28 protein-coding genes are annotated in these 24,939 nt (G+C 70.5%); 14 read left to right on the top strand and 14 right to left on the bottom strand.

The window, feature by feature from the left end:
• Window positions 1-15: 15 nt before the first annotated feature.
• Window positions 16-1,818: a PQQ-binding-like beta-propeller repeat protein gene (locus ACFYWJ_RS32375; RefSeq protein ID WP_355279860.1), complete on the bottom strand. Its 1,803-nt coding sequence runs from the start codon at window positions 1,816-1,818 to the stop codon at window positions 16-18.
• Between the two features lie 140 nt (window positions 1,819-1,958).
• Between ACFYWJ_RS32375 and ACFYWJ_RS32370 the strand changes: the two genes are divergently transcribed.
• From ACFYWJ_RS32370 to ACFYWJ_RS32350, 5 genes are all read left to right on the top strand, one after another.
• Window positions 1,959-2,120 (top strand): hypothetical protein, encoded by a 162-nt coding sequence (locus tag ACFYWJ_RS32370; protein WP_355279863.1) that lies wholly within the window; start codon window positions 1,959-1,961, stop codon window positions 2,118-2,120.
• 399 nt (window positions 2,121-2,519) lie between these two features.
• The gene (locus ACFYWJ_RS32365) at window positions 2,520-2,849 is read left to right on the top strand and encodes a hypothetical protein (protein ID WP_355279865.1); all 330 of its coding nucleotides are present in this window, start codon (window positions 2,520-2,522) and stop codon (window positions 2,847-2,849) included.
• Between the two features lie 16 nt (window positions 2,850-2,865).
• The gene (locus ACFYWJ_RS32360; protein ID WP_355279868.1) at window positions 2,866-3,234 is read left to right on the top strand and encodes a hypothetical protein; all 369 of its coding nucleotides are present in this window, start codon (window positions 2,866-2,868) and stop codon (window positions 3,232-3,234) included.
• 20 nt (window positions 3,235-3,254) lie between these two features.
• Window positions 3,255-3,464 carry a hypothetical protein gene (locus ACFYWJ_RS32355; RefSeq protein WP_355279870.1) on the top strand — a complete coding sequence of 70 codons (210 nt, stop codon included), beginning with the start codon at window positions 3,255-3,257 and terminating at the stop codon, window positions 3,462-3,464.
• A 2-nt stretch (window positions 3,465-3,466) separates the two neighbouring features.
• Window positions 3,467-3,865 (top strand): hypothetical protein, encoded by a 399-nt coding sequence (locus tag ACFYWJ_RS32350; protein WP_355279871.1) that lies wholly within the window; start codon window positions 3,467-3,469, stop codon window positions 3,863-3,865.
• Here the strand turns inward: ACFYWJ_RS32350 and ACFYWJ_RS32345 are convergent.
• Window positions 3,788-4,795 (bottom strand): sigma-70 family RNA polymerase sigma factor, encoded by a 1,008-nt coding sequence (locus ACFYWJ_RS32345; RefSeq protein WP_355279874.1) that lies wholly within the window; start codon window positions 4,793-4,795, stop codon window positions 3,788-3,790. The two genes, ACFYWJ_RS32350 and ACFYWJ_RS32345, sit on opposite strands and share 78 nt — an antisense overlap.
• Before the next feature lie 178 nt (window positions 4,796-4,973).
• Between ACFYWJ_RS32345 and ACFYWJ_RS32340 the strand changes: the two genes are divergently transcribed.
• Window positions 4,974-6,353, top strand: coding sequence for a DHA2 family efflux MFS transporter permease subunit (locus ACFYWJ_RS32340; RefSeq protein ID WP_387163586.1), 1,380 nt, complete (start codon window positions 4,974-4,976; stop codon window positions 6,351-6,353).
• Window positions 6,354-6,382: 29 nt separating this feature from the next.
• Here ACFYWJ_RS32340 and ACFYWJ_RS32335 read toward each other — a convergent pair whose 3' ends face one another.
• Window positions 6,383-6,655, bottom strand: a complete 273-nt coding sequence (locus ACFYWJ_RS32335) for a MoaD/ThiS family protein (RefSeq protein ID WP_355279879.1) — start codon at window positions 6,653-6,655, stop codon at window positions 6,383-6,385.
• A gap of 3 nt (window positions 6,656-6,658) precedes the next feature.
• Entirely contained in the window at window positions 6,659-7,756 is a 1,098-nt protein-coding gene (locus tag ACFYWJ_RS32330) for an exo-alpha-sialidase (protein ID WP_355279883.1), read from the bottom strand.
• Window positions 7,757-8,036: 280 nt separating this feature from the next.
• Between ACFYWJ_RS32330 and ACFYWJ_RS32325 the strand changes: the two genes are divergently transcribed.
• Complete coding sequence (locus tag ACFYWJ_RS32325) at window positions 8,037-8,582, top strand: hypothetical protein (protein ID WP_355279884.1); 546 nt, start codon at window positions 8,037-8,039, stop codon at window positions 8,580-8,582.
• 34 nt (window positions 8,583-8,616) lie between these two features.
• Here ACFYWJ_RS32325 and ACFYWJ_RS32320 read toward each other — a convergent pair whose 3' ends face one another.
• Both ACFYWJ_RS32320 and ACFYWJ_RS32315 read right to left on the bottom strand, forming a co-directional pair.
• On the bottom strand, window positions 8,617-10,053 hold the full coding sequence (locus ACFYWJ_RS32320) for a lipase family protein (RefSeq protein WP_387163582.1): 1,437 nt from the start codon (window positions 10,051-10,053) through the stop codon (window positions 8,617-8,619).
• 84 nt (window positions 10,054-10,137) lie between these two features.
• Window positions 10,138-10,761, bottom strand: a complete 624-nt coding sequence (locus tag ACFYWJ_RS32315) for a TetR/AcrR family transcriptional regulator (protein WP_355279887.1) — start codon at window positions 10,759-10,761, stop codon at window positions 10,138-10,140.
• A 148-nt stretch (window positions 10,762-10,909) separates the two neighbouring features.
• Here ACFYWJ_RS32315 and ACFYWJ_RS32310 point away from each other — a divergent pair, with 148 nt between their 5' ends.
• A complete protein-coding gene (locus tag ACFYWJ_RS32310; RefSeq protein ID WP_355279890.1) occupies window positions 10,910-11,644 on the top strand; it encodes an SDR family oxidoreductase in 735 nt (244 codons plus the stop codon).
• A gap of 49 nt (window positions 11,645-11,693) precedes the next feature.
• On the opposite strand, the gene ACFYWJ_RS32305 is transcribed toward ACFYWJ_RS32310, so the two are convergent.
• From ACFYWJ_RS32305 to ACFYWJ_RS32290, 4 genes are all read right to left on the bottom strand, one after another.
• On the bottom strand, window positions 11,694-13,115 hold the full coding sequence (locus ACFYWJ_RS32305) for a WGR domain-containing protein (protein ID WP_355279892.1): 1,422 nt from the start codon (window positions 13,113-13,115) through the stop codon (window positions 11,694-11,696).
• A gap of 107 nt (window positions 13,116-13,222) precedes the next feature.
• Window positions 13,223-13,648 (bottom strand): hypothetical protein, encoded by a 426-nt coding sequence (locus ACFYWJ_RS32300; protein WP_355279895.1) that lies wholly within the window; start codon window positions 13,646-13,648, stop codon window positions 13,223-13,225.
• A 50-nt stretch (window positions 13,649-13,698) separates the two neighbouring features.
• Window positions 13,699-15,021, bottom strand: a complete 1,323-nt coding sequence (locus ACFYWJ_RS32295; protein WP_355279897.1) for a deoxyribodipyrimidine photo-lyase — start codon at window positions 15,019-15,021, stop codon at window positions 13,699-13,701.
• Complete coding sequence (locus tag ACFYWJ_RS32290; protein WP_355279899.1) at window positions 15,018-15,602, bottom strand: lipocalin family protein; 585 nt, start codon at window positions 15,600-15,602, stop codon at window positions 15,018-15,020. Before ACFYWJ_RS32290 ends, ACFYWJ_RS32295 begins: the two co-directional genes overlap by 4 nt.
• Window positions 15,603-15,682: 80 nt before the next feature.
• On the opposite strand from ACFYWJ_RS32290, the gene ACFYWJ_RS32285 reads away from it, so the two are divergent.
• The 5 genes from ACFYWJ_RS32285 to ACFYWJ_RS32265 all read left to right on the top strand — a co-directional run bounded on the left by ACFYWJ_RS32285 (window position 15,683) and on the right by ACFYWJ_RS32265 (window position 20,304).
• Window positions 15,683-16,063, top strand: a complete 381-nt coding sequence (locus tag ACFYWJ_RS32285) for a hypothetical protein (RefSeq protein ID WP_355279902.1) — start codon at window positions 15,683-15,685, stop codon at window positions 16,061-16,063.
• A 35-nt stretch (window positions 16,064-16,098) separates the two neighbouring features.
• Complete coding sequence (locus ACFYWJ_RS32280) at window positions 16,099-16,941, top strand: MerR family transcriptional regulator (protein WP_355279905.1); 843 nt, start codon at window positions 16,099-16,101, stop codon at window positions 16,939-16,941.
• Between the two features lie 89 nt (window positions 16,942-17,030).
• The gene (locus ACFYWJ_RS32275) at window positions 17,031-18,344 is read left to right on the top strand and encodes an FAD-dependent oxidoreductase (protein WP_355279908.1); all 1,314 of its coding nucleotides are present in this window, start codon (window positions 17,031-17,033) and stop codon (window positions 18,342-18,344) included.
• Entirely contained in the window at window positions 18,341-19,063 is a 723-nt protein-coding gene (locus ACFYWJ_RS32270) for a DUF1365 domain-containing protein (protein WP_355279911.1), read from the top strand. The genes ACFYWJ_RS32275 and ACFYWJ_RS32270 overlap by 4 nt, the downstream gene beginning before the upstream one ends.
• A complete protein-coding gene (locus ACFYWJ_RS32265) occupies window positions 19,060-20,304 on the top strand; it encodes a cyclopropane-fatty-acyl-phospholipid synthase family protein (protein ID WP_355279913.1) in 1,245 nt (414 codons plus the stop codon). The genes ACFYWJ_RS32270 and ACFYWJ_RS32265 overlap by 4 nt, the downstream gene beginning before the upstream one ends.
• Window position 20,305: 1 nt before the next feature.
• On the opposite strand, the gene ACFYWJ_RS32260 is transcribed toward ACFYWJ_RS32265, so the two are convergent.
• Entirely contained in the window at window positions 20,306-21,640 is a 1,335-nt protein-coding gene (locus ACFYWJ_RS32260; RefSeq protein ID WP_355279916.1) for a TIGR01777 family oxidoreductase, read from the bottom strand.
• 70 nt (window positions 21,641-21,710) lie between these two features.
• Here ACFYWJ_RS32260 and ACFYWJ_RS32255 point away from each other — a divergent pair, with 70 nt between their 5' ends.
• Window positions 21,711-22,703: an SDR family NAD(P)-dependent oxidoreductase gene (locus ACFYWJ_RS32255; protein WP_355279919.1), complete on the top strand. Its 993-nt coding sequence runs from the start codon at window positions 21,711-21,713 to the stop codon at window positions 22,701-22,703.
• 56 nt (window positions 22,704-22,759) lie between these two features.
• On the opposite strand, the gene ACFYWJ_RS32250 is transcribed toward ACFYWJ_RS32255, so the two are convergent.
• The 3 genes from ACFYWJ_RS32250 to lipB form a co-directional block, all read right to left on the bottom strand.
• On the bottom strand, window positions 22,760-23,071 hold the full coding sequence (locus ACFYWJ_RS32250; RefSeq protein WP_218715933.1) for a pyrimidine/purine nucleoside phosphorylase: 312 nt from the start codon (window positions 23,069-23,071) through the stop codon (window positions 22,760-22,762).
• Window positions 23,072-23,144: 73 nt separating this feature from the next.
• Window positions 23,145-24,167: a lipoyl synthase gene (gene lipA / locus ACFYWJ_RS32245; protein WP_355279920.1), complete on the bottom strand. Its 1,023-nt coding sequence runs from the start codon at window positions 24,165-24,167 to the stop codon at window positions 23,145-23,147.
• The gene (lipB, locus tag ACFYWJ_RS32240; RefSeq protein WP_355279923.1) at window positions 24,164-24,913 is read right to left on the bottom strand and encodes a lipoyl(octanoyl) transferase LipB; all 750 of its coding nucleotides are present in this window, start codon (window positions 24,911-24,913) and stop codon (window positions 24,164-24,166) included. Before lipB ends, lipA begins: the two co-directional genes overlap by 4 nt.
• Window positions 24,914-24,939 lie beyond the last annotated feature (26 nt).

Genomic DNA, 24,939 nt, shown 5'->3' with positions numbered 1-24,939 from the left:
CCGGGGCCGGTGTGGTCAGCGGAAGCCGATGATGTCGAGGGTGGCGTCGCCGTTTTCCTCGTTGTTCTGGCACACCGTCAGGAGCGCTGAGGAGACCGGCATCAGCTGCGGGGTGGTCTTCTTGGGGCGGCAGGTGCTGTTGAAGGGGATCGTGCTGGGGGCGGACAGGTTTCGGCGGTCCCAGCGGGACAGGGTCGGGGAATCGTCGAAGGTCAGAGTGACGATCTCGTCGGTCAGCAACAGCACGGAGCCCTCGGTCCACTGGGTCAGCTCGGGGACCGGGGTAGTCGCGGTGTCGCCGGTGGTCGTCAGCGTGGCTTCGGGCTCTTCCGCCGAGCCGACTAGGACAGCTGGGCCGGTGGGATCCGCGGCGAACGGCCACCCTGCGGTTCGGAGGGGTGCGCTCGCGAGCTGTTCCGGTGTGTCCGTGAGGAGATAGGTCCTGTCCCGGCCGCCCCAGCGGGCCAGGAGGGTGTTCGACAGCAGTTCGAGGCGGGGTTCGTCGTCGGCGACGACATCGCGGCTGGCGACGGTGTCGCCGGTGCTCGCGTTCAGCGCGGTGATGCGCCAATCCGCGCCGCAGCGGAGCAGTCGGTAGATCGTCGTCGCGGTGACCTGGGTGGGTTCGTCGGTGCGGAGGCAGCCGGCTGCCGAGCGGGTCGTCGACCAGCGGTGGGCGGCGGTGCGGGCGTCGAATCCCGAAATTTCCTTGGCGGTTTCGACGATCAGGGTGTCCGCGGCGGGGGTGTCGAGCAGTCGGGTGGTGCGGTCCTCGTCGAGGTCGGCGAAATCGTTGTCGTCGTCGGAGGTCCACAGGATCTGGCCGGTGACGGCGTCGAAGGTGATGCGGCGGCGCTGGTCGCGGGGGCCGTCCCAGCGGGTCGTGACCACCGAACGGTCTGCGGTGGCGACGGTGGTTCCGCGCTCGAGGGTGAAGACGCGCTTCCCCGACTGCGGTCGGCGTAGGTAGTGCCACCGCAGTTCGCCGGTCGCGCCGTCGTAGGCGCGCAGGCCGTCGATGCCCGCGATGACGAAGCCGGTGCCCGCCGGGATGATCTCGCGGCCCGTCGCTTCGGGCCTGTTGTTGAGTGGTGGCAGTTGGAGTCGGTAGGCCTCGGCGCCGACGCGGGCGGGGAGGGCGGGCATCGGAGTCGGGGCGGCGGTGCGGTGGTCGACATTGGCGTTGTCGTCGCCGGCGCGGATCGCGATGGTGCTCGCCGTCGCGGCGATAACCAGGCCTGCGGCGACGGCCGCCGCGGTGGCGCCGCGGCCGATCGTGCGGGCCACACCGGTGTGGATCGTGAGGGGAAGAACGAGGATCGCTCCGGTGCCTACCAGGATCGTCGCGGCTACGGCAGTCGGCAGTTGGGCGAAGTAGGGCAGGGTGGCGCGGAGGGCGTCGTAGCTGCTCGGGAGGTGTTCGCGCCAGGCCAGTCCGGCCAGGACCGCGATGATGAGCCCGATGGCTCCGGTGGCGATCTGTTCCCAGGTGTGCTGGCGGTTCCACAGATCGATCGCGCGGCGGCGGCCGGTGATCCAGGCGACGAGGGCGATGACCAGGGCCAGACCGCCGAGTTCGGTCGCGACCACGGCGACCTGGGTCGGCTGGGCGAACCTGTCGTCCACGGAGACCGCGGTGGTGCCGTACTGACTGACGAGCGCCAGCGCTACGCCGCCCGCGAGCAGACCCGTGCCGGCAGCAGCGGCCAGTGCTCGCGGCCGGGCCAGGCGGCCGAGAGGGCGTTCCAGGGTGGGGAGCGAGGTGGGCGGATCGTCGACGGTGGTGCGTGCTCGGTCGGCGCTGGTGCTTTCCCCCACGGAACTGTCCCCTCGTCTGTTCGTTCGGCCGTGAGCGGCACGGCCGGGAACAGCGTATGCGGTCTGGATGACCGGCGCTGATCGCGCGATGCCCGCCTGCCGAACTCGGCTACGCTGGAGAGGGAACGAGGGGAGCGGCCATGTCCGAGCAGCACGAAGGTGATCCGCGAGCGCGCTGGCGGGAGTTGCCGCCGGAGCCTGCCGAGCTCATCGAGGAGACGACGGTCGAGACCAGGGCCGCCGATCTGGGGGTTCCCGCCGTCGATCTCACCGAGGAGTTCGTGCGCAAGTACGGGCTCTGACGCCGCTGGGCGCGCGACCATCACGAGACCTCGGCGCCGCGCAGTAGTCGTCGGCTTATCGTGCGCTCGAATTGGACTAACGCCAACGCGATTGGCGCCATGCCGATGCGCGTGCGGGTGAGAACTGGCTCCACGTGACGGTTCCAGGTGACTGGGTCGCGTAAGGCGCCCGGGGCTATCCACGGAGATCGCCGACACCGGCGATTCGCACAACGTTTGCTAAATGCCTAGTGCCGCAAACGAATCAAGCTTGCCATGCCGATTTCCGGCGGTAGAATTTCCCCAGCTCGGTGCGTTTGTTCGCTACCCGAGGTATCGGCTTGTCGCTTCTTTTCGGCATCCCTGTGGTCGTTCGAGAGGGCTCGGTCTTCGCGCGTGCTGTGGTCGATAGTCAAGGCAGTGCTGATTCTCGTCGTCAGCGTGAGCGTCGCCAAGTTCATTGTCGTGCCCGCGGTGAAATGGCTGATGGTCACTGTTTTCGAGGAGCTGGAGGGGGAGGAGGGGGCGCTGCGCACCGCGCGGCAGCTGCTCGCCTATCCGGTCACCGGCCTGCTCGGCAGGCAGCGCAAAGCACGGCGGGGCGACGAGGACGCCGATCTCGAACTCTTTCTCATCGATGTCGCGGTCGGGACGGTGTTGAGCACGTGCGTGCAGGGATTCCTGCTCACCCTGTTCACCATCGGTGGGCTGGGTGTGCTGACCGTTATCGGTGTGGTTCTGTTCGAATGAAAGTACGGAGGAATTCTTGAGCGACTTTGTGCCCGACATTCCGTTCCGGGTCGTCGACCCGCGAAACGAGTTGGCGCGTAATGGAAACGACGTCAGTGAGCTGGTCATCAAAGCGGTGGTGATGGCGCTGCAATATCCCGTGGTCACCGCGATCAAGGAGGTCGTGCTCTCGGTGCACCGCGCGAGCATCGAGATCCAGGTCGCGATGCAGGACGCGCGGGTGGCCAAGCGGGTGGCCCTGCAATCGGTGACGGCCAAGCGGTTCAACGACTGCCTGATGCAGTTGCACGCCGACAACGGGTGGCATCCCGAGGTGCGGCAGATGCTGGAGGACAGCCTCGTCGAGGACCTCGCGAAAGAACTGCGCCGGATCCGGGTGACGTAGGCGCGAGGAGAGGAACCGTCATGAGCAATATCGAACGCAGGCCCGAGCGGCCGCGGCGGAAACCGTCCGCCGAGCTGAGTACCAACCCGGTCCGCGCCATCGCGGAGGCGGGCGCCGAGCTCGAGCGGAAGGTCGCGACGGCCAAGCAGGCGGTGCGGACCGACATGCGGATCAAGGAACGCCTCGCCGAGGCGGAGATCGCGCAGGATCGAATCGACCGGGGGCGATAGCGGTGCCGGATCGTGAACTGCTCGAACTGATCCGGGTGCAGATCGAGGAACCCGCCTTCGCCCGGATCCGGTCGCTGATGGCCTCGGGCCAGCTGACCATGCAGGACGCGGCGATGTTCCGGGCGTCGGCTGATCGGTACAAGGCGGCGATGCTCGCCGAGTACTCCGGATATGACCCTCGGGTCCGTAACGAGCTGCTCAAATCGCTCATCACCGACTACGGGACGGAACTCGATCGGCTCATCGAGGCGGCGGTGCGTCATCGGTCGCCGCACCACCCCGGGCCAGGGATGATCGCCGGTGCTCCCGCCGCGCCTCGGGCGTCATCGGTACTGGCGCAGCGGTTCACGCGGCTGGTGGGGCGGATCGGGTGGAAGCGGAAGGCCCAAGGTGAGCGGTAAACCGAAGGGCGGGAAGCGGTCTGGGCCGTGGAAGGCGACTACGCGGTCGATGCCGGATCCGGTCGCGGTGAGGACTTGGATGGAGTGCGCTTCGCTGTTCATGTAGACGGCGAAGGCGGGTTGGCCGTTCGCGGCGGTGGGGATCATGCGGACGGTGCTCGCGCGGGACGGGCACTGGGTGGCGATCAGGTGGAGGATGCGGGCGCGGCCGCGGAACCAATCGGGGATCGGGGGCATCTCCCAGACGGCCTCGGACTTCAGCAGGGTGGCGAGGGTGGCCATGTCGGCGGCGGCGAAGGCGGTCGCCCAGCGGTCGAGGATCGCGCGGGTGGCGGGGTCGTCGGGTTCGGTGATGTGGTCGGCGTCGGTGGTGTGGGCGGCGAGGGTGGCGTGGGCGCGTTGCAGGGTGCTGTTGATCGCGGTCGGGGTGGTGTCGAGGAGGTCGGCGACCTCGGTCGCCTTCCAGTGCAGGACATCGCGCAGGATCAGGACGGCGCGCTGGCGGGGCGGCAGGGTCTGCCAGATCGCGATCAGGGCCAAGCGGGTGGTGTGGCGGGTGGCGACGATCGCGGCGGGGTCGGTGGACTCGGGTTCGATGAGGATGTCCGGGATGGGTTGTAGCCAGGGGACGGTGTCGGCGTCGCCGCGCAGCTGGTCGGGGTGGTCGGCGGGGCCGGTGAGGCCGGAGGGGAGGACGCGGCGGCTGCTGTGCTCGAGCGCGTTGAGGCAGGCGTTGGTGGCGATGCGGTAGAGCCAGGTGCGCAGGGACGCGCGGCCCTCGAAGTCGGCGTAGCCGCGCCAGGCGCGCAGCAGGGTCTCCTGGACCAGGTCCTCGGCGTCGTCGAGGGAGCCGAGCATGCGGTAGCAGTGGGCCAGGAGTTCGCGGCGGTACGGCAGGGTGCGGGTCGCGAACTCGTCGGTCTGGGTCATTCGCCGTCCTTCCGGGCACAGGGGTCCCCTGCTAGTACTGACCGGCTGCTCGGCGAGAAGTCATCGGTGTGCGCGCGATGAGTTTGTTCGTGTGTCCGGTCGGTATGTGTGTGGGCTCGATCGACCGGAAGGACACCCCATGGAGATACCGACAGTGTCGAAGGCTACGCAGCGTTGGGTGCTCGCGCTGGGAGCCGTCGCCTCGATGATGGCGGCGCTGGACACCCTGGTGGTGGCGACCGCGCTGGGCACGCTGCGCGAGGATTTCGGCGCCTCGCTGGCGACCTTGGAATGGACCGTCAACGGCTACAACCTGAGTTTCGCGGTGCTGCTGATCACCGCGGCGGTGCTCGGGGACCGGTTCGGGCGGCGCCGGATGTTCGCGGTCGGGCTCGCGATCTTCGTCGCCGGGTCGGCGGCGTGCGCGGTCGCGGGGTCGGCCGGGATGTTGATCGCGGCGCGGGTGGTGCAGGGCGCGGGGGCGGCGCTGATCATGAGTTTGGCGTTGGCGTTGGTCACCGCGGCGTTCGCGCCCGAGCGGCGGGGTGGGGCGATCGGGGTGCTGGAAGGGGTGACGGGGTTGGCGGTCGCGTGCGGGCCGCTGGTCGGCGGAGCGGTCGCGGAGGGGCTGTCGTGGCAGTGGATCTTCTGGGTGAACGTGCCGATCGGGCTGCTGGCGATTCCGCTGGTACTGGTGCGGATTCCGGAGAGCTTCGGGCCCGATACCGCAGTCGACGGTGTCGGGTTGGGGCTGGTGACCGGTGGTGCGCTGGGCGTGGTGTGGGGGCTGGTGCGCGGCAATATCGTGGGCTGGACGGATCCGGAGATCCTGCTGACGCTGGGTGGTGGCATCATCGCGCTGCTCGGTTTCGCGGTGTGGGAATCCCGTACGCGCACACCGATGTTCCCGATCCGGATGTTCACCTCCCGTGGCTTCGCGGCCGGGAACGCGGCGATCTTCCTGACCTTCGCGGCGCTGTTCGGCGCGGTGTTCTTCTTCGCGCAGTTCCTCCAGATGGTGTTTCACTACGGGCCGCTGGGCGCCGGGCTGCGGTTGCTGCCGTGGACCTTGACCCTGTTCTTCTGCGCGCCGTTGGCCGGGGTCATGGCCGATCGGATCGGGGAGCGTCCGCTGATGACCGTGGGATTGACGCTCCAGGCGATCGGGCTGGGCTGGATCGCGATCGTCGCCGATCCCGGAATGGCTTATCCGGCATTGATTCTGCCGCTGGTGGTGGCGGGAATCGGGGTGTCCATGGCGATTCCGACCGCGCAGAGCGCGGTGGTCGGGGCGGTGGAGCACGGGTCGATCGGGAAGGCCGCGGGGGCCAACAGCATGATGCGGGAACTCGGCGGGGTGTTCGGGATCGCCGTGGTAGTGGCGGTTTTCGCCGGATTCGGTGGGTACGGGTCGGCGGGGGAATTCGTCGACGGATTCGGTCCGGCGATCGCGGTGGGTGCGGCGTTGTCGTTGCTCGGTGCCGTCGTGGCGCTCGCGCTACCGGGTCGCCGGGCGCGGACGGCCGACGGTGAGGAGGCGGCGATGGTTCCGGTGTGAGCCGCGGCGGTGGATCGCCGTGCTGCGGTCTACCCGCCGGCGACGGCCGGGATGATCATCAGTTCGGTGTTCGTGGTCAGCGGGGTGTCGACGCCGTTCAAGGTGCGGCACTCGTCGCCGTCCACATAGAAATTGACGTAGCGGCGGAGAGTGCCGCGCTCGTCGCGGAGACGCCGTTCCAGCGCGGGGGACCGGTCGCGGAGAGTGTCGAGGACCTCGCGCAGGGTGGGGGCGTCGATGTCGAGTTCGTGCGCGCCGTTCGCGTAGGGGCGCAGGGCGGAGGGGAGCAGGACGCGGGCCATGGGTCAGCCGATGACGGCGGCGCGGACGCACAGGACGTCGGGAAGCTTGTCGGCGACCAGGTGCCAGTGGTCGCCTTCGTCGGGGCTGCAATAGACCTCGCCGTTGCGGGTGCCGAAGTAGATGCCGGTGGGGTCGGCGTCGTCGGCGGTCATCGCGTCGCGCATGACGGCGGCCCAGAACGGCACCGTCGGAAGGCCGTCCGTGCGCGCCGACCAGGTCCGGCCGCCGTCGTCGCTGCGGTAGACGGCGCAGGTGGCGTCGGGTGGGAAGCGGAAGCGGTCCATGTCGGCGACGAGCGGGAAGGTGTAGATGACGCCGGGGCGGCGGGGATGGGCGACGATCGGGAAGCCGAAATTCGACGGCGGCAGGTCGGCGTCGATGGACTGCCAGGTGGTGCCGTCGTCGGTGCTGCGGAACACGCCGCCGTGGTTCTGGAGATAGAGGGTGCTGGGGGTTTCGGCGTCGCGGACGACCTTGTGCACGCACTGGCCCCATTCGGGCAGCTCGCCGGGCATGAAGTCGGCGGTGACGCCCTTGTTGGTCGGTGTCCAGGAGGCGCCGCCGTCGGTGGTCTGGTAGACGCCGCCGGTCGACATGGCCACGGCCAGGCGCTGGGTGTCGGTGGGATGCGGCAGGACGGTGTGCAGCGCCAGCCCGCCGCCGCCCGGCTCCCACTGCGGCCGGTGCGGGTGGTCCCACAGGCCTCTGACCAGCGTGAAAGTCCTTCCGCCGTCGGTGGAACGGAACAGGGCCGACGGTTCGACGCCCGCGTACACCACCTCCGGCTCGGCCTCGGTGGCCGGCGCGATCTGCCAGACGCCCTGGAGCGCGGCGTCGGTGCTGTCGGGGAAGGCCAGTGGGGCGTCGTCGGGTTCGGTCCAGGTCTCGCCGAGATCGTCGCTGGCCACCAGTGTCGGGCCGAAGTGGCTGTTGAGGACACCGGCGAGCAGGCGCGGGGTTGTCCGGCGGGTGTCGATGGCCAGGGCTTTCACATCGGCGACCGGGAACTGGGGCGGGCTCACCGTCCAGCTCGCCCGGCCGTCCGAGCTGCGGGCCAGGAACAATCCCTTGCGCGTTCCGATTCCGAGAAGTACGTCCATCGCCGACCTCCAGGTCGTCAGCACCGACGCGGATGAAAATGAGCGTACTCCGCGGTGACGTAAGGGCCGCATGATCGCGTTTCGTGAGGGATACTGGTCCGATCGTGCGCAACCCGCCGCACGAGCGTGACTTTTTCGCGACCATTTCGTAATCTGGCAGTGACCTTGTTCTCGACAGTAGCTGGTGATTGATAAAGTGCCTGGTCAACATCGCACCCCCGCTCCTCCGACGGGGCGCATGTCGTTGGCTGTGTGCAGCCTCGCAGCAACGGTTCCCGGCATGCTCTGGATGGCGTTCCGGCCGGGCGGGACCGAGGTGCAGCAGGTCGCGGCCGTCGTGCCGCACACCCCGTCCGCCGTCGAGGTCGACGTCCTGCCCGCGCTGACCCACGACGAGCCGACCATCGCGCCTGCTCCGGTCGCGGCCGACGACGAATCGGCGACGCTGTCCGCCTCGAAGCTGAAGTACCTGTGCTCGACGGAGTGGAAGGGCACCCAGCCCCACGTCGCGCAGGTCAGCCACATGGTGCAGAAGATGTTCGGGCTCTCCGACATCGGCGGTGCCAACGGACGTTTCGACGGTGACCACGGCGCCGGCCTCGCGCTCGACATCATGACCTCGAACCCCGCGCAGGGCGACGCGATCGCCGCGTTCGTGCTGGCCAACAAGGCGCGCTTCGGCGTCACCTACGTGATCTGGCAGCAGCAGTTCAACGACGGCGGCGGCTGGTCGTACATGGAGGACCGGGGCAGCCCGACCCAGAACCACTACGACCACGTGCACGTGTCGTTCTCCTCGTACGGCGCCGCCAACCTCACCTGCTGATCTCCGGCACCGAAGTACCGGAGACCAGCCTCGGTCACTTGCCGATCGGCGCGCCGAACAGCCCGGCGAGCGTCTCGCCGACGATCGCCACCCATTCCGGCCAGGTGCGCTGATCGAGGGTCATGGTGCCGACATCGGTGAGCGTGCACCCGGACTCGACCGGCACGCCCGCGAAGCGGTCGCGCATCCACATCATCACGCTGGGGACCGCGATCGGTTCCAGTGAGAGATGTTCGCTGAGATGGTCACGGGTGTAGGTGATCCGGGCGGCGGGGTCCTGGCAGTAGGTGCCGTAGAGGGTGTTGACCGGGCCGACCGGGACCAGCCAGTCCATGTTCGCCTGGTAGAGGAACACGGGCATGGTCGGCGTGGATTTGCCCATGCGGGTGCGGTCGAGGACCTTCTTCGCCTCCGGGGAATCGAGGGGGTCGCCGGGGGTGTTCAGCAGGCCCTTGATGTTCATGAACGGCAGCGACAGCGCCTGGTAGGTGACGCACATGCGGTCCTTCGCGTCGAGCAGCACCTGCGCGAGCGGGGTGCCGGTGCGCCGCAGGAAGGCGGCGAATTCCGGTTCCTCGTGGGCCAGTCCGATGATGCCGGCGAACACGACGCCCGAGGCCGCGTTGTTGTTGGCGAGGTTCACCAGCGCGCCGAGGTCGGCGTCGGTGCCGCCGGAGGCCGCGCCGACGATGTTCAGCTCGGGCGCGTAGGTGGCGGCCAGCTCGGCGGCGTGCATGGTCGGGACCGAGCCGCCCGAGTAGCCCATCATGCCGACCTTGGTCGCGGCGCCGTCGAGGCCGAGCGGGGTGAAGTTCTCCGCGGCGCGGATGCCGTCGAGGGCGATGCGACCGGCGAGCGGGCCGTGGGCGAAGGCGGAGTTGGGGCCCTGGTGGTCGGGAACGACGACGGCCCAGCCCTGCTGGAGCGCGACCTGCACCTCGAGGAAGGAGATCGAGGCCACCGACTGGCCGGTGAGCTGACCCGGAATCGACCACTGCTGCACCGCGTAGGAGGAGGCGCAGTACTGACCGGTCGAGTCCTCGGCCATGTGATAGGAGAGCAGGTTGCGGGTGCCGGGCGCGACCTCGCCGCGCGGCTTCAGCACGGTGGCCACCGACGCGATCGGCTGGTCGTAGCTGTTGTTGGAGCGGTAGGAGACCTGCCAGGCGTCGACATCGACCGGGAGCAGGGAGAAGTTGGCGACGCGGACCTCGCGCGCGGCGATGATCTCGCCCGGCTGCTTGGTGGCGATCACCTCGGCCGGCGGGCGGTAGAACCCGTCGAATTCCGGGATCGCCGGGGCGCTGAGGAACGGCGGGGCCGGCTGCACCGGACCGTCGTAGGGATCGGCGAATGCCGGTGTGCCGCTGAGGATCAGCAGCGTGCCGAGCGCGGCGGCGCCCGCGGTGGCGCAGCGGCGGAGCAGGCCGGTCCGCGTTCTGTCGTCGGATCTTCTTCGCGTACCGGGCACGCGGCACCCCTTCGTTCAGTTTTAGACGCCGTCGTCTAAATTGTGCCGCACGTTACAGCGTGCCGGAGCCGTTCGGCAAGTGGGTCAGGGCAGGGTGAGGGCGACCAGGAAGCGGGTGAGGACTTCGACCAGATCGTCGAATCCGGTGCGCGGCTCGGTGCTGCTCCACTGGTGCACCAGCGCCATCAGCGCGCCGATGAATCCGGTTGCCGCCGTGCGATATCCGCCGACGGGGGTGAAGTCCTTGCCGAGCGCGAGGCGCAATTCGGTGGCGAAGAAGTCGGCCCAGACCTCGCGCTGTTCGATCCGGTGCCGCTCGAACTCGTCGCTCACGCCGACGCACTCGACGAACGAGACCCGCGCGCGATGGACATCGGAGCCGACCGACTCCGCGTAGGCGCGCATGGCGGCCCGCGCCCGGGTGACGAAATCGGCGGCGGCGGTGTCGGCGACCGCCGCGGCGACGGCCTGGCGCGCGTCGACCTGCACCGCGTCGTACACCGCGAGCAGCAGTTCCTCGCGATTGGCGAAGTGCTCGTAGAACTGGGCGCGGGCGAGTCCGGCGGCCTTGCAGATGCTGGTGATGGAGCTGTTGCGGTAGCCGGCGTCACCGAAGACGGCGAGTCCGGCGAGCAGGAATCGGTCGCGCCGCTGGGCTCGCCGGTCGTCGACGCGGCTGCTCGCGCGGGAAGAACTGGGGACCGTCACCGCCGTCAGGATAGTGCGACGTCTCCTGGGTGGGTGATCAGCGTGCGGCTTTCCTGAGAGTCGACCGTTCATTTAGGCATATCTCCACGCGATCGGAGCCGCGCTCCTACGGTGAGAGTGGCTCAGTTCTGTCGAGAGGAATGTGGACATGGGACGGTTGGCGGGCAAGGTCGCGGTGATCAGCGGCGGAGCGCGGGGAATGGGCGCGGCGCACGCGCGCCGGTTCGTCGCCGAGGGCGCGTCGGTGGTACTCGGTGACGTGCTCGACGACGAGGGTGCCCTCGTCGCCAAGGAGCTCGGCGACGCCGCGATCTACCGGCACCTGGATGTGCGCGAGCCCGAGCAGTGGGCCGCGGTCGTCGCGGCGGCGGTCGAGACCTTCGGCGGGCTGCACGTGCTGGTGAACAACGCGGGGATCGTCAACGGGAACCTGCTCGTCGACTTCGCGCTGGAGGAGTGGCAGCGGATCATCGACATCAACCTGACCGGGACGTTCCTCGGCATGCAGGCGGCGGTGCCCGCGATGACCAGCGGCGGATCGATCGTGAACATCTCCTCGGTCGAGGGGATGCGCGGTAGCCCGGGTCTGCACGGGTACACGGCGACGAAGTTCGCGGTGCGCGGGCTCACCAAGTCGGCGGCCCTGGAGCTGGCGGCGCAGGGAATCCGGGTGAATTCGGTGCATCCCGGCCTGATCAGCACGCCGATGACCGAGGGGATTCCGGCGGACTTCCTGCAGATTCCGGTGAAGCGGGCGGCCGAGCCCGACGAGGTGTCGGCGCTGGTCGCGTACCTGGCGTCGGACGAGTCGTCGTATTCCACCGGTGCGGAGTTCGTCGTCGACGGTGGGCTCACGGTCGGGGTGCCGCACAAGAGTTTCTGAGTGGCATCGTGTCGGCGGAACCCGGCGGTTCCGCCGACCGACACCGCGATCAGCTCAGGCGGCGGATGTCGCCGCGGACGCGGTAGAAGCCGCCGCGGGCGGATTCGGTGACGGCGTCGACGACGTAGCGGGTGCCCGCCTGGCGGATGTCGCGGGGGAACTGGACGTTCCAGCCGCGTTCGTAGCCGGGGCTGACGACGTGCACGCGCAGCGAGCCGCCGTGTTCGACGCATTCGACGACGATGCCGGTGCCCGCGTCGGCGGTGACCTCGAGGGTGCTGGAGGCGGTGACCGCCGAGATCTCGGGGGCCTTGACCGAGATCGTGCTGGGCAGCACGCCCTGGTCGGCGTCGCGGACGGCGGATTCGCTCACATCGAGGCAGGCCAGCGCGCCGGATGTGGTGACCAGGTACAGCTTCTCGTCGTGGTACTGCATGGAGTAGGCCGAACCGCAGCCGGTGGCCAGCTTCCACAGGCGGGTGCCGGTGGCGTCGAAGCAGTAGACCGAGGAGTGCGAGTCGCCGGCGAAGACGTAGCGGCCGTCGGGAGAGGCGGCGCAGGAGAAGACGGCGGCGTCGCACTGGTAGGCGCGGGTGGTGACGCCCTGCTTGGTGATCTCCTCGACGCGGTTGGCCGAGGTGCCCGCGTAGACGTCGGAGGTCTCCTGCCAGCCGAACAGGACCGAGCCGTTGGTCGGCGAATGCCACTGGGTGGCACCGGTTTCCAGGTGGTACTTGGTGACACCGGCGCTGTGGCCGTGGTAGACGCCGGTCGGGTCGAGGCGCACCATCCAGCCGGAGGAGCCGGTGCTGCGGGCCGACCACAGGGACTCCTCCTCGTGATCGATGACGGTTAGACCGCCCGCGGCGTCGGAGGCGGCGAGGATGCCGTCGTGGATGTCGAGCCAGTAGACGTCGGTGGCCGAGACGTCGTAGGCGGCGCGCGGGACCTTGCCCGACAGGTCGTAGACGCGGCCGTCGTCGCAGCCCGCGTAGATCCAGAAGTCGTCGGCCACCAGGCATTTCACGCCGTCGGGCAGCTGGTAGCGGTTGGTCACCACGCCGTCGGGGGTGAGGGTGTAGACCTCGCCGTTTTCGTTGCCGACCCAGCAGCGCTGCTCGTCGACGAAGATGCCGAACGCGGCCGCGCCGGAATCGAAGCGCCACAGGACCGGAGCGCTCTTGGCGGTCGAGCGCTGGCTGGTGATCACCCGCCGCGTCACCGCGCGGCGCTGCCGCCCACCCATCACCGCGGGCGCGTAGCCCTTGCGGACCTTCTCGCCGATCTTCTTCTGCGCGGCCGACTTCGCCTTCTCCGCCGTGGCGAACGAACTCGCCTTGGACTGACCCTGCTCGCCGATCCGGCCGAAGCGGATGTTGACCTGGGTGCCGGTGACGATCACCTCGTAGAACTTGTGCGAGGAACCGGTGTCGTCGGACAGTTCCAGGTAGGTGGTTTCGGCGGTCGTCATGGATCCTCGCTGAGCTCGTGCGTCTTTCGAACGAGCGAAAAGTAGCAAGGCACACCGACATCGGCCCGATAGACGAGATCACTGCAGGTCAACGCATGTGAGTGGCGCTATCCACTGAAGCAGGCGGTGAGTTTGGCCACCGAGTCCGGCGACAACGGACGCAGACCCTTCTGGAGGTCGGTGTTCTGTATGCCGAATCGGATTCCTCGTCGATTGTCGGGGAACCGGTCCGGGATCGCGTTGCGGAGTTCTCGTCGCAGCGTGAACGGCACTACGTAGGTGTAGATCTCGGGTTCAGGCCAGGGCGAATTGACTGCCGGTCGGGCCGGGTCCGTCGCTGTGAGCATGGCGAGTAGACCCGAGCCTGGACGCTGGCCGCCGCCACGCCAGACGAAGATGGTGTCGCCGACGCGGACTTGTGCGGCACTCCGGACGGCCGACGGGCTGGAGCGCACCCCGATCAGGCCGGACTGCTTGCAGATGGCCCAGTTGGCAGCATCTTCGTAGCGCAGGCTGAAAACGAACGCGGGCATACGAACAGATGCTAGTGGCCGCGATCATCGCCGGGCGGTGGAACTGCGTGTCACATACCCGCGACGTCGAGGAGTGGTGGGGGATAGACGGTGTGGGGGAGGGCGGTGCGCCAGGGGCGGTGGATGGTGGGGCCGGGGAGGTGGGCTAGTTCGGGGAGCCAGGTGCGGGTGTAGGTGCCGTCGGGGTCGTAGCGGTCGGCTTGGCGGAGGGGGTTGAGGGTGCGGTTGGGGCGGGTGTCGGTGCCGGTGCCCGCGGCCCACTGCCAGTTGAGCTGGTTGTTGGCGAGGTCGGCGTCGACGAGCCAGTGCAGGAAGTGGGCGGCGCCGATGCGCCAGTCCAGGCGCAGGGATTTGGCGAAGAAGGAGGCGGTGATCAGGCGGGCGCGGCCGGGGAGCCAGCCGTCGGTGACGAGCTGGCGCATGGCGGCGTCGATGATCGGGTAGCCGGTGCGGCCTTGTTTCCAGGCGGTGACGGCGTCGGGGTCGGTGCGCACGGCGAACGGGCCGGGGCGGTAGCTGGTCCAGGCGGTGTCGGGGCGGGCCGCGAGGAGCTGGTGGTGGAAGTCGCGCCAGGCGAGCTGGCGGGCGAAGGCGTGGCCGCCCGGGTCGGACAGATCGGTGCGGTGCACGATCTCGACGGGGGACAGGCAGCCGAAGTGCAGGTGCGGGGAGAGGTGGGAGGTGGCGTCGGCGGCGAGGTCGTCGTTGCGGTCGGCGTAGTCCTCGATCGGGCCGGCGAGCCACTTCCGCAGCAGGACCCGGCCGCTGATCTCGCCGCCGCGCGGGCAGTTCGGGGACGGGTCGCCAGTCGACAGGTCTCCGGGTGTCGGCAGGGGATCACTCGCCACGTCGGGCACCGACAGGTTGCGCGGAGTGCCGAGCGGGTGACGCTGGTGGGAGTCGACCCAGCGGCGGAAATACGGTGTGAACACGGCGTAGTGGTCGCGGCCGGTGGCGGGGGTGAGGACGGCGGGGTCGGCGGCGGTGACGACCGCGCTGTGGGTGCGCACCACGCAGTCCGTTCCGGCGAGGCGCTCGCGCAGGGCCTGTTCGCGGCGGGTGGCGAAGGCGCTGACGTCCTCGGCGAGATGCACCGCGCCCGCGCCGGTCTCGGCGACTAGCCGGGCGAGTTCTTCGGTCACCTCGCCGCGGCGCACCACGAGCCTGCCGCCGATGCCACGCAGGCGCTCGTCGAGTTCGGCCAGGGCGGTGGCGAGGAAGACGGCGCGATTGGGCGGACAGCGGTCCGGGACGATGCGGTCGTCGACGACGAAGACCGGGACCACGGCGTCGCTCTCGCGGTGCGCGGCGGTGAGGACCGGGTTGTCGGCGGTGCGCAGGTCGCGGGTGAACAGCGCGATCGAGACGCTCATCGGGCGCACAGCGGGGTGATGTCGGAGCGGCCGCCGGTGGTCGGGGTGGTCAGGTAGACGCAGGTGTTCTGGCCCGCGGCCACGATCGCGGCGTCGATGTCGTTCCAGGTGGCGGCGTCGACGGCGGGGGTGCGCGACAGCACGAAGCCGGACAGGCGGCTGGGATCGGTGACGACCGCCCAGGAGTAGTCCGGGCCGAGCGCGGTGACGATGTAGTTGGGGGCGCCGGTGCGCTGATCCTGGCCGGGCACGCCCGGGAAGGAGACGTGCAGCTGGGCGCTGGTGACGGGATCGGTCACCGTCGCGGTGCCCCGGATCTCGGCGGTGCCGCCCGACCAGGTGCGGCAGCGGTTGTAGACGCCGACGTCGCCGGCGTCGTCGAGGGTGTAGGTGGCGGTGGTGTCGCCGGCGCAGTCGAGGCTGAACGGGGCCGGGATCGCGGCCAATTGATGCCAGACGCCCAGGTACCGCTCGACATCGAGCGACGGCACCGGCGCCGGGGGCGCGGCGGAAGCGGCGGCCGGGACCAGCGCCACGGCCGCGCAGGCGAGTAGCGGAACGGAGGAACGGGCGATGCGCACGAGAACTCCTCGGATCGTTGGTACTGACAGACTACCAATGAACGATGCATAATCGATGCATCCGGCGAGAGGAGTTCCCGATGACACGGGAGTGGCCGTTCCGTCTGCTCGGTGTGGTGACTGCCGCCTACGGCGTGAGTGTGGCCGCACGCCCCGAGGTGCTGTTGCGGCCGTGTGGATGGGAGTCGGATCGGGCGGGCAGTCGGGCGCTGGCCCGGATGGTCGGGTGCCGGGACGCGATCTCCGGCGCGGCCATGGTGCTGGCGCCGGACGCCCGCGTCGCGCGCGCCGCCGCGGGGGCGCGCATCGCGGCCGACCTCGCCGACGCGCTGGTCCTCGGCGCCGCGGTCGAACCGCGCCTGCGCCGGACCGCGATCGCGGTGCCGCTGGTCTGGGGCCTGATCGGGGCGGTGAGCACGGCGCTGGCCTGGCCGCCGCGACCCGCCGCCACACGGCCGTGACACGCGGGCGCGGTGGCATCGGTCAGAATGGGACGATGCCCGCCGGTTCCGCCCCTGTCTCCGACGCGGCCGGGTACACAGTGCGCGCGGTCGCGGATCGTCTCGGCATCCCGACGGCCACCCTGCGCAGCTGGAATCGCCGCTACGCCATCGGGCCCGCGCAAGACCGTCCCGGCCGCCATCGCCTCTACACCGAAGCCGATATCGCCCTGCTCGAGCGCATGGTGACGCTGATCCGCGACGGCGCGAGCCCGGCGGGCGCCGCGGCGGCCGCGCGGGGACCCGCGGTGCTGGCGGGCAACCGCGGCGAGCTGATCGACGCCGCGTTCGCCCTGGACTCCTCGACCTCGGTCGACCTGGTCGAGGCGCACGTGCGCGCCTTCGGCGTGATCCGCACCTGGGACGAGCTGTGCCGCCCCGCCTTCGCCGACATCGTGGCGCGTCAGGGCGTGGGGGAGAACTGCATCGATGTCGAGCATCTGCTGTCGTGGTCGATCGCGGCGGTGATGCAGCGGGTGCAGACCGCGCCGGTGGTCGCCGACCGGACCGTCGTCCTCGCCTGCACCGGCGGGGAGACCCATTCGCTGCCGCTGGAAGTGCTGCGCGCGGCACTGGCCGAGCAGGGCGTCGGCGCCCGGATGCTGGGCGCCGATGTGCCGACGATCGCGCTGGTCGGCGCGCTGGCCCGGCCCGCGGGGCCCACCTCGCTGCTGCTGTGGTCGCAGCGGGAATCGACCGCGCTGACCTCGGCCGTGCTGGCCGGTCTCGACGCGGGCGCGCGGGTCTTCGTCGGTGGCCCCGGCTGGGACGCGGCGTTGCTGCCGCCCTCGGTCGCGCGCATCGCCTCGCTCGCGGGCGCGGTCGAGGTGTTGCGCTGACGGCTGGCCGCCGCGCACCAAACGATGCATAATTGATTCAAATCGGGTGGATCGGCCGCCCGTAGTCCGGGGACGACCGGAGGAATCGCATGCACGCATCGAATGGGCCACGCCGGGTAGCGGTGATCGGTAGCGGAGTCGCGGGGCTCACGGCCGCCTGGGTGCTCGCGCGCTCGGCCGAGGTCACGCTCTACGAGGCGCAGGGCAGGCTCGGCGGGCACGCCGACACGCACCGCGTGGTCGCGGGCAACGGCGAAACCCTCGGCGTGGACACCGGATTCATCGTGCACAACGACCGCACCTACCCGACCCTGCGGCGGCTGTTCGGCGAACTCGGCATCGCCACCGGGGAGTCCGACATGAGCATGTCGGTGCGCTGCGACGGCTGCGGACTCGAATACGCCGGCGCGCGTGGGCTGCCGGGACTGTTCCCGCGCCCCGGGCACCTGGCGCGTGGCCGGTATCTGCGGCTGCTCGCCGAGGTGCCGCGATTCCACCGCCTGGCCCGTGCCGAACTCGCCACGAGCGCGGCGACCGAACGCACGGTGGCCGAATTCCTGGCCGACGCCGGGTTCTCCGCCTACTTCCGCACCCACTTCCTGGCACCGCTCATCTCGGCGGTCTGGTCCTGCGATCCGCGCACCGCGCTGCGCTACCCGGCCCGCTACCTGTTCACCTTCCTCGAGCACCACGGCATGCTGACGGTGTTCGGCTCACCCACCTGGCGCACGGTCACCGGCGGATCGGCGACCTATGTCGCGGCGGTCGCCAGCCGCCTGCACCGGGTCCGGGTCGTCACCCCGGTCCGGGCGCTGCATCGGCATCCGGACGGGGTCACCGTCCGCACCGCCGACGACGGTGTCGACGACTTCGACGCCGCGGTGGTCGCGACCCACCCGCACGAGGCGCTGGCCCTGCTGGCCGAACCGACCGCCGCCGAACGCGTCATCCTCGCGGCGATGCCCTACTCGGTGAATCACACTGTCCTGCACACCGATTCCCGGCTGCTGCCGCGCGCTCCCGGCGCACGCGCGTCCTGGAACTACCGCCTGCCCGCCTGCGGCGCCGAACCCGACCGCGTCCTGGTCACCTACGACCTCACCAGGCTCCAGCGCCTCGACGACACCGGCGACCGGCGCTTCCTGGTGACCCTGGGCGACGGCGACCGCATCGATCCCGGCGCGGTGCTCGAGACCATGACCTACGAACACCCGCTCTACACCCCGGAATCGGTGGCCGTCCGCGCTCGGACAGGCGAACTCGGCTGCGCCCGAACGGCCTTCGCGGGCGCCTACCACGGGTGGGGGTTCCACGAGGACGGCGCGCTGTCGGGCCTGCGCGCCGCCGAGCGACTCGGCGGACGCTGGACGGGACCGGTGCCCGACCTGGTGGCGGCCACGTGACCGCGCGCCTGATCCGCACCGACATCCGGCACACCCGGCTGGCGCCGGTCCGGCACGCCTTCCGCTATCGCGGGCACAGCTGGCTGGTCGATCTGGACCGGGTGCCCCGGTGGCCGTGGTGGCTGCGGCCGTTCGCGGGTTTCGACGCGGGCGACCACCTGGGCGAACGCGGTGGCTCGCTGCGCGCTGCCGTCGACGGGTACCTAGCCGCCGAAGGCATCGACCTGCGGGGTGGGCGGGTGCTCATGCTGGCCGGCGCGCGCTCCTTCGGGTACGTCTTCGATCCGCTGACGCTGTACTGGTGCCGCGACCAGTCCGGCGCGCCGGTGTGCGTGATCGCCGAGGTGCGCAACACCTACGGCGGCGCGCACCGCTACCTGCTGCGGCCCGACGACGACGGTCGGGCCCGGGTCGGCAAGGAGTTCTACGTCTCGCCGTTCAACCCGGTGGCGGGGGAGTACCGGCTGCGCGTACCCGAGCCGGATGCGGCGCTGCGGGTGTCGATCACGCTGGTGACCGACCGGCCGATCTTCGTCGCCACCGTCGCGGGCCGCTGCGTGCCCGCCACCACCGGCGCGATCCTGCGCGCCGTGCTGACCGATCCGATCCCGCCGCTGCTCGTGGCCGCGCGTATCCGCTGGCAGGGCGTGCGGCTCTGGGCGCGGGGACTGCCGGTCGTGCCGCGTCCGGCGGCCGTGCCCGAGGAGGCGCTCCGATGACGACCGTGGACACCACCGCGAATCCCGCTGTGCCGGAGCATGATCGGTGGGATCTGGCCGTGCCGCGCGGGCTGCGGGCGGGCGTGTCGGCGAGGGCGGTCGACCCGCTGGTGCGCCGCCTGACCCGGCGGCTGCCGCTGGCGGTGCGCTATCCCGACGGCACCGTCGTCGGCGCGCCCACCGGGGTGCCGTGCCTGGTGCTGCACCGGCCCGGCGACTTCGCCGCCCGGGTCGGCGCGGCCGGGCTCATCGGTTTCGGTGAGTCGTACATGGCAGGCGACTGGGACGCGCCCGATCTCGTCGGCGTCCTGACCGTGCTCGCCGCCCACGTCGACGAGCTGGTGCCGCGGTCGCTGGCCCGGTTGCGCCGCCTCTACGTCGCCGGACATCCGGCCGCCGAACGCAATTCCGAGGACAACACGCGCGGCAACATCGCCCGGCACTACGACCTGTCCAACGACTTCTTCGGGCTGTTCCTCGACGAGACCATGACCTATTCGGCCGCGTTGTTCACCGATCCCGCCGCCGATCTCGCCACCGCCCAGCACGCGAAGATCGACCGACTGCTCGACAGCGCGCACGTGCGCTCCGGCACCCGGCTGCTCGAAATCGGGACCGGCTGGGGCGAACTCGCGATCCGGGCGGCGGCGCGGGGCGCGCACGTGCACACCGTGACGCTGTCGACCGAACAGCGGACGGCGGCGCTGGACCGGGTGGCGGCGGCCGGACTGACGGAGCGGGTGCGGGTGGACCTGCTCGACTACCGCGGGGTGCGCGGCAGCTACGACGCCGTCGTCTCGGTGGAGATGATCGAGGCGGTCGGCTACGAATACCTCGACACCTATTTCGCGACCATCGGCCGGGTGCTCGCGCCGGGCGGCCGGGCCGCGATCCAGGCCATCACCATGCCGCACGAGCGCATGCTCGCCACCCGGCACACCTACACCTGGATCCAGAAGTACATCTTCCCCGGTGGATTCCTGCCGTCGGTGCGGGCGATCGAGGACTCCGTCGCGCGGGCGACGGATCTGGGTGTGCACGAGGAGTTCTCGATGGGCGCGCAGTACGCACGGACCCTGCGGATGTGGCGGGAACGGTTCGAGAACGCGCGGACGGAGGTCGGCGCGCTCGGGTTCGACGAGACGTTCGTGCGGATGTGGCGGTTGTATCTGGCGTACTCGGAGGCGGGCTTCCGGTCGGGGTATCTCGACGTCGGGCAGTTCGTCCTCGCGCGGGGGTGAGTCAGCGACCGAGCAGATGACGCAGCGTCTGTTCGAGGTCTGGGCCCCGGAAGACGTGGCCCGCCTGGGCCAGTCGGGCCGGGGACACCCGCTGACTCGCCGCGGCCAGCTCCCGCGCGCCCTGCTCGCCCAACAGCAGCGCCGGGCCGAACGACGGGACCGGGAGCAGCACGGGCCGGTGCAGAACCCGGGCCAGCACCTCCGTGTAGTCGCTGTTGCGGACCGGATCGGGGGCGACCGCGTTGACCGGGCCGACGAGCGAATCGTCCCAGAGCGCACGGTGATAGATGTCGAGGAGATCGTCGAGACCGATCCAGGACAGCCACTGGGTGCCGTCGCCGATCCGGCCGCCCAGACCTGCCGTGAACAGCGGCCGCAGCAGCCGCAGTGTTCCGCCGGTGGGTGACTGGACGATGCCGGTGCGGACCTGCACCACGCGGCCACCGGCGGCCGTGGTCGCCGCCTCCCAGCCGGTGACCACCTCGGCGAGGAAACCGTCACCGGGATCGCCGGTCTCGGTGAGGATCTCGTCGCCCCGATCGTAGCCGTAATAGCCGATGGCGGAAGCGGAGACGAAGGTGCCGACGCCGCAGCGGGCGGCGGTCTCGGCCAGCGCCTGGGTCGGGCCGATCCGGCTGTCGGCGATGGCGCGGCGGTGCGCCTCGGTGAACCGGCCCGCGATCGGCGCGCCCGCCAGATGCACCACCGCGTCGACGCCGTCGAGCAGGTCCGGCGCGGGATCGGCCGGGTCCCACCGGCGTTCGGCTGGACCGGACGGCGCGTGGCGCACGAGCCGGACGACCTGGTGACCGCCGGTCGACAGGAACGCGCACAGCGCCGTGCCGACCATGCCGGTCGCGCCGCTGACCGCGATGGTGCGCGCGGTGAAACCCGCCTCGGCGGCGCGCCGGTGGGCGGCGAGGTCGTCGGCGAGCTGGCGGTAGCGGTAGTCGAACATCGGGCGCAGCAGGCGGACGGGGAGTGGGGTGTCGACGTGGTCGGCCACGCGGGTGTGGGTGTCGTCGACGGCGGTGAAGTCGTGGGTGTGCCGCCACGGCAGCAGGCGGCCGATCGGCGCGGAGGCCAGGCCCTCGACCGCGGTCGTGTCGGCGAAACGGTGGGGCGGGTCGTAGGCGGCCGGATCGTGGCGCGCGACCCAGCGCAGGCCGCCCGGCAGACCGAGCACGGCGGCGCCACGGGCCAGGTCGTCGGACTCGCTGAGCAGCCGGACCGGCTGCCAGGGCGGCGCCAGGCGGGTGAACGCGCCGGGCCGGGCGAACCAGGCGAAGACCTCGTCGCGGGGTGCGGAGACAACCATCGAACAGTCGATGCCCATCACTCGACTCTAGCCCCGATCGGTCATCGTTGAAACGTTTGTGCATCGTTTCACGCGGTATTCTGGAGAAGTGATCGCGATTGGTGGGAAAAACGATGCGAGCTTCGAGCCGTCGTTCGTCGACGCGCTGCTGGACCGGGCCGTCCTGCCGGGCTACAGCAGAGTCGGGATCGCGCTGCGACGGCGCGGCTGGCCGACCGCCGACCCGGCGCCCGACGCCCTGCGCGGGCGGCGCGCCGTGATCACCGGGGCCAACAGCGGCATCGGGCTGGCCATGGCGGACGGGCTGGCGGCATTGGGCGCCTCGGTCGTGCTGGCCGTCCGGAGCACGCCGCGCGGCGAGGACGCGGCGGCCGGACTGCGGCGACGGCACCCCGGCGGCACGGTGACGGTGGTGGAATGCGATGTCGCCGAACCCGATTCGGTGCGGCGCTGCGCCGCCGCACTCGGCGAGACCCCGATCGATGTCCTGGTACACAACGCGGGTGTGCTCCCGGCGCGCCGCCAGGAGAACAGCACCGGACACGAACTCACCCTCGCCACCCACGTGCTCGGGCCGCTGCTGCTGACCGAGCTGGTCCGGCCCCTGCTGGCGGCCGCGCACGGGGCTCGGGTGGTGCTGATGTCCTCCGGCGGGATGTACGCCCAGCCGCTGATGACCGACGACCCCGACTACCGGCGCGGCGAATACCGGGGCGCGCGGGCCTACGCGCGCACCAAACGGATGCAGGTCGCGCTCACACCCCTGCTGGCCGCCGAGCTCGCCGACGAGCGGACGTGGGTGCACGCCGTGCACCCCGGCTGGGTCGACACCCCCGGCATCGCCGACGCGCTGCCCCGATTCCGCCGCGTCACCCGGCCGCTGCTGCGCACCCCGGCCGAGGGCGCCGACACCGCGATCTGGCTCGCGGCCACCGCGCGGCCGGTGCCCTCGGGCCGGTTCTGGCACGACCGCCGGGTCCGCCCGCTGCACCTGCGGCGCGGCACCCGCTACCCCGAGGCCGAGGCCGTCGCGCTGTGGCGGGACTGCCGGGCCATGATCGGCGTGCCGGAGTCCACCTGACCGACACGGCGAAGGGCGGCGGTTCCACGGAACCGCCGCCCTTCACTCAAGGTCGATCAGCCGAAATGGCAGACGTAGTGCAGGGTCTCGACGACCTCGATGTCGAAGGCGCTGTTGCCGGGAACCGAGAACGACTCGCCGCCACGGAAGACCTTGGGCTCGGTCTCGCCGGGCAGGGTCACCTTCGCCTCACCCTCGATGAGCTCCATGATCTCCGGGGCGCCGGTGGTGAAGGTCAGGGTGGCGGGCAGGATCACGCCGACGGACTTCGAGGTGCCGTCGGGCAGCTCGATGTTGTGGCTGACGCACTTGCCGTCGAAATAGACATTGGCCTTCTTGACGACGGAGACGTTCTCGAACTTCGACATGGGTCCTTCCGGGGGTGAGGGGACCCTTAGTCTACTGGCGGGGCAGGGCTCACCGAGCCCTGCCCCGACGAGGTCAGCTGCCGTAGCGGGCCAGCACCGAGCTGGCTTCCTGGGAGGCGGTGCCTTCCTGGGCCAGATGGGCCATCGCCTCGGGGATCTCGCGGCCGTGATGGGCCATGGCCTGCGCGTAGAGGCGGCCCGCGCGGTAGGAGGACCGGACCAGCGGGCCCGCCATCACGCCGGCGAAACCGAGTTCCTCGGCGACCTGGGAGTGCTCGACGAACTCCTCCGGCTTCACCCAGCGGTCGACCGGGTGGTGCCGCGGCGACGGGCGCAGGTACTGGGTGATGGTCAGGATGTCGCAGCCCGCCTCGTGCAGGTCACGCATCGCGGCGGTGACCTCCTCCGGGGTCTCGCCCATGCCCAGGATGAGGTTGGACTTGGTGACCAGACCGGCCTCGCGGGCCGCGGTGATCACCGCCAGCGAGCGCTCGTAGCGGAAGGCGGGGCGGATGCGCTTGAAGATGCGCGGCACCGTCTCCAGGTTGTGCGCCAGCACCTCGGGGCGGGTCGAGAAGACCTCGGCGAGCTGATCGGGGTCGGCGTTGAAGTCGGGGATGAGCAGCTCGACGCCGGTGCCCGGGTTGATCGCCTTGATGGCGCGCACGGTCTCGGCGTAGAGCCAGGCGCCACCGTCGTCGAGGTCGTCGCGGGCGACGCCGGTGATGGTCGAGTAGCGCAGGCCCATGGCCTGCACGCTCTCGGCGACGCGGCGGGGCTCGTCGCGGTCCAGGGCAGCGGGCTTGCCGGTGTCGATCTGGCAGAAGTCGCAGCGGCGGGTGCACTGCTCACCGCCGATGAGGAAGGTGGCCTCGCGGTCCTCCCAGCATTCGAAGATGTTGGGGCAGCCCGCTTCCTCACAGACCGTGTGCAGACCCTCGCGCTTCACCAGGCCCTTGAGCTCGGTGTACTCCGGGCCCATGGTGGCGCGGGTGCGAATCCACTTGGGTTTGCGCTCGATCGGGGTCTCCGCGTTGCGCGCTTCGATGCGCAGCAGTTTGCGTCCGGCGGGGGCAGAGGCGTCGACGGAGGTCACCGGACCGACTCTACGCTCGGGGCGACGACATTCGCGGCGCCGGTGGTGCGATCAATATCATGCGGCTGAACGGGAATTTCGCCGTTCAACGTGGCAATGATCGCGGCCGCGACGAGCGGCTTGATCTCGGTGACGGTGACCTCGCGGCCCAGCTCGCGGGTCAGCGAGGTGACCCCGGCGTCCTTGATGCCGCACGGCACGATCGCCTGGAAGCCGTCGAGGGCGGAGTTGCAGTTCAGCGAGATGCCGTGCAGGGCGACGCCGCGCTGCACGCGCACGCCGATCGAGGCGATCTTGCGCTCGGCGAGCCACTCGGTGGCGGGCAGCCACACGCCCGAACGGCCCTCGACCCGGCCGCACTCGATCCCGAGGCCGGAGACCACCTGGATCAGCGCCTCCTCCAGCCTGCGCACGTACTGCACGACGTCGACGGGCTCGGCCAGGCGGATGATCGGGTAGCCGACCAGCTGGCCCGGGCCGTGCCAGGTGAGCTTGCCGCCGCGGTCGACGTGTACCACCGGGCTGCCGTCGATCGGCAGGTCCTCGGTCTCGGTGCGGCGGCCCGCGGTGTAGACCGACGGATGCTCGAGCAGGAGCACCCGATCGGCGCCTTCGCCTGCGGCGCGCTCGTCGGCGATCTGCCGTTGCAGCTCCCAGGCGGCGGTGTATTCGATGAGTCCGAGATCCTCGACCACGATCGGGGTCGAATCGAATCGAGCGGACGCGGTGGGGCGCGTGTCGTTCACGGCCCTGACGTTACGCCCACGGGCCA

The organism is Nocardia sp. NPDC003269, assembly GCF_042888005.1.
In the GTDB taxonomy this organism is placed as follows: Bacteria; Actinomycetota; Actinomycetes; order Mycobacteriales; family Mycobacteriaceae; genus Nocardia.
Note: the sequence above shows the minus strand (reverse complement) of the source record. Positions and strands in the feature narration are given on the sequence as shown.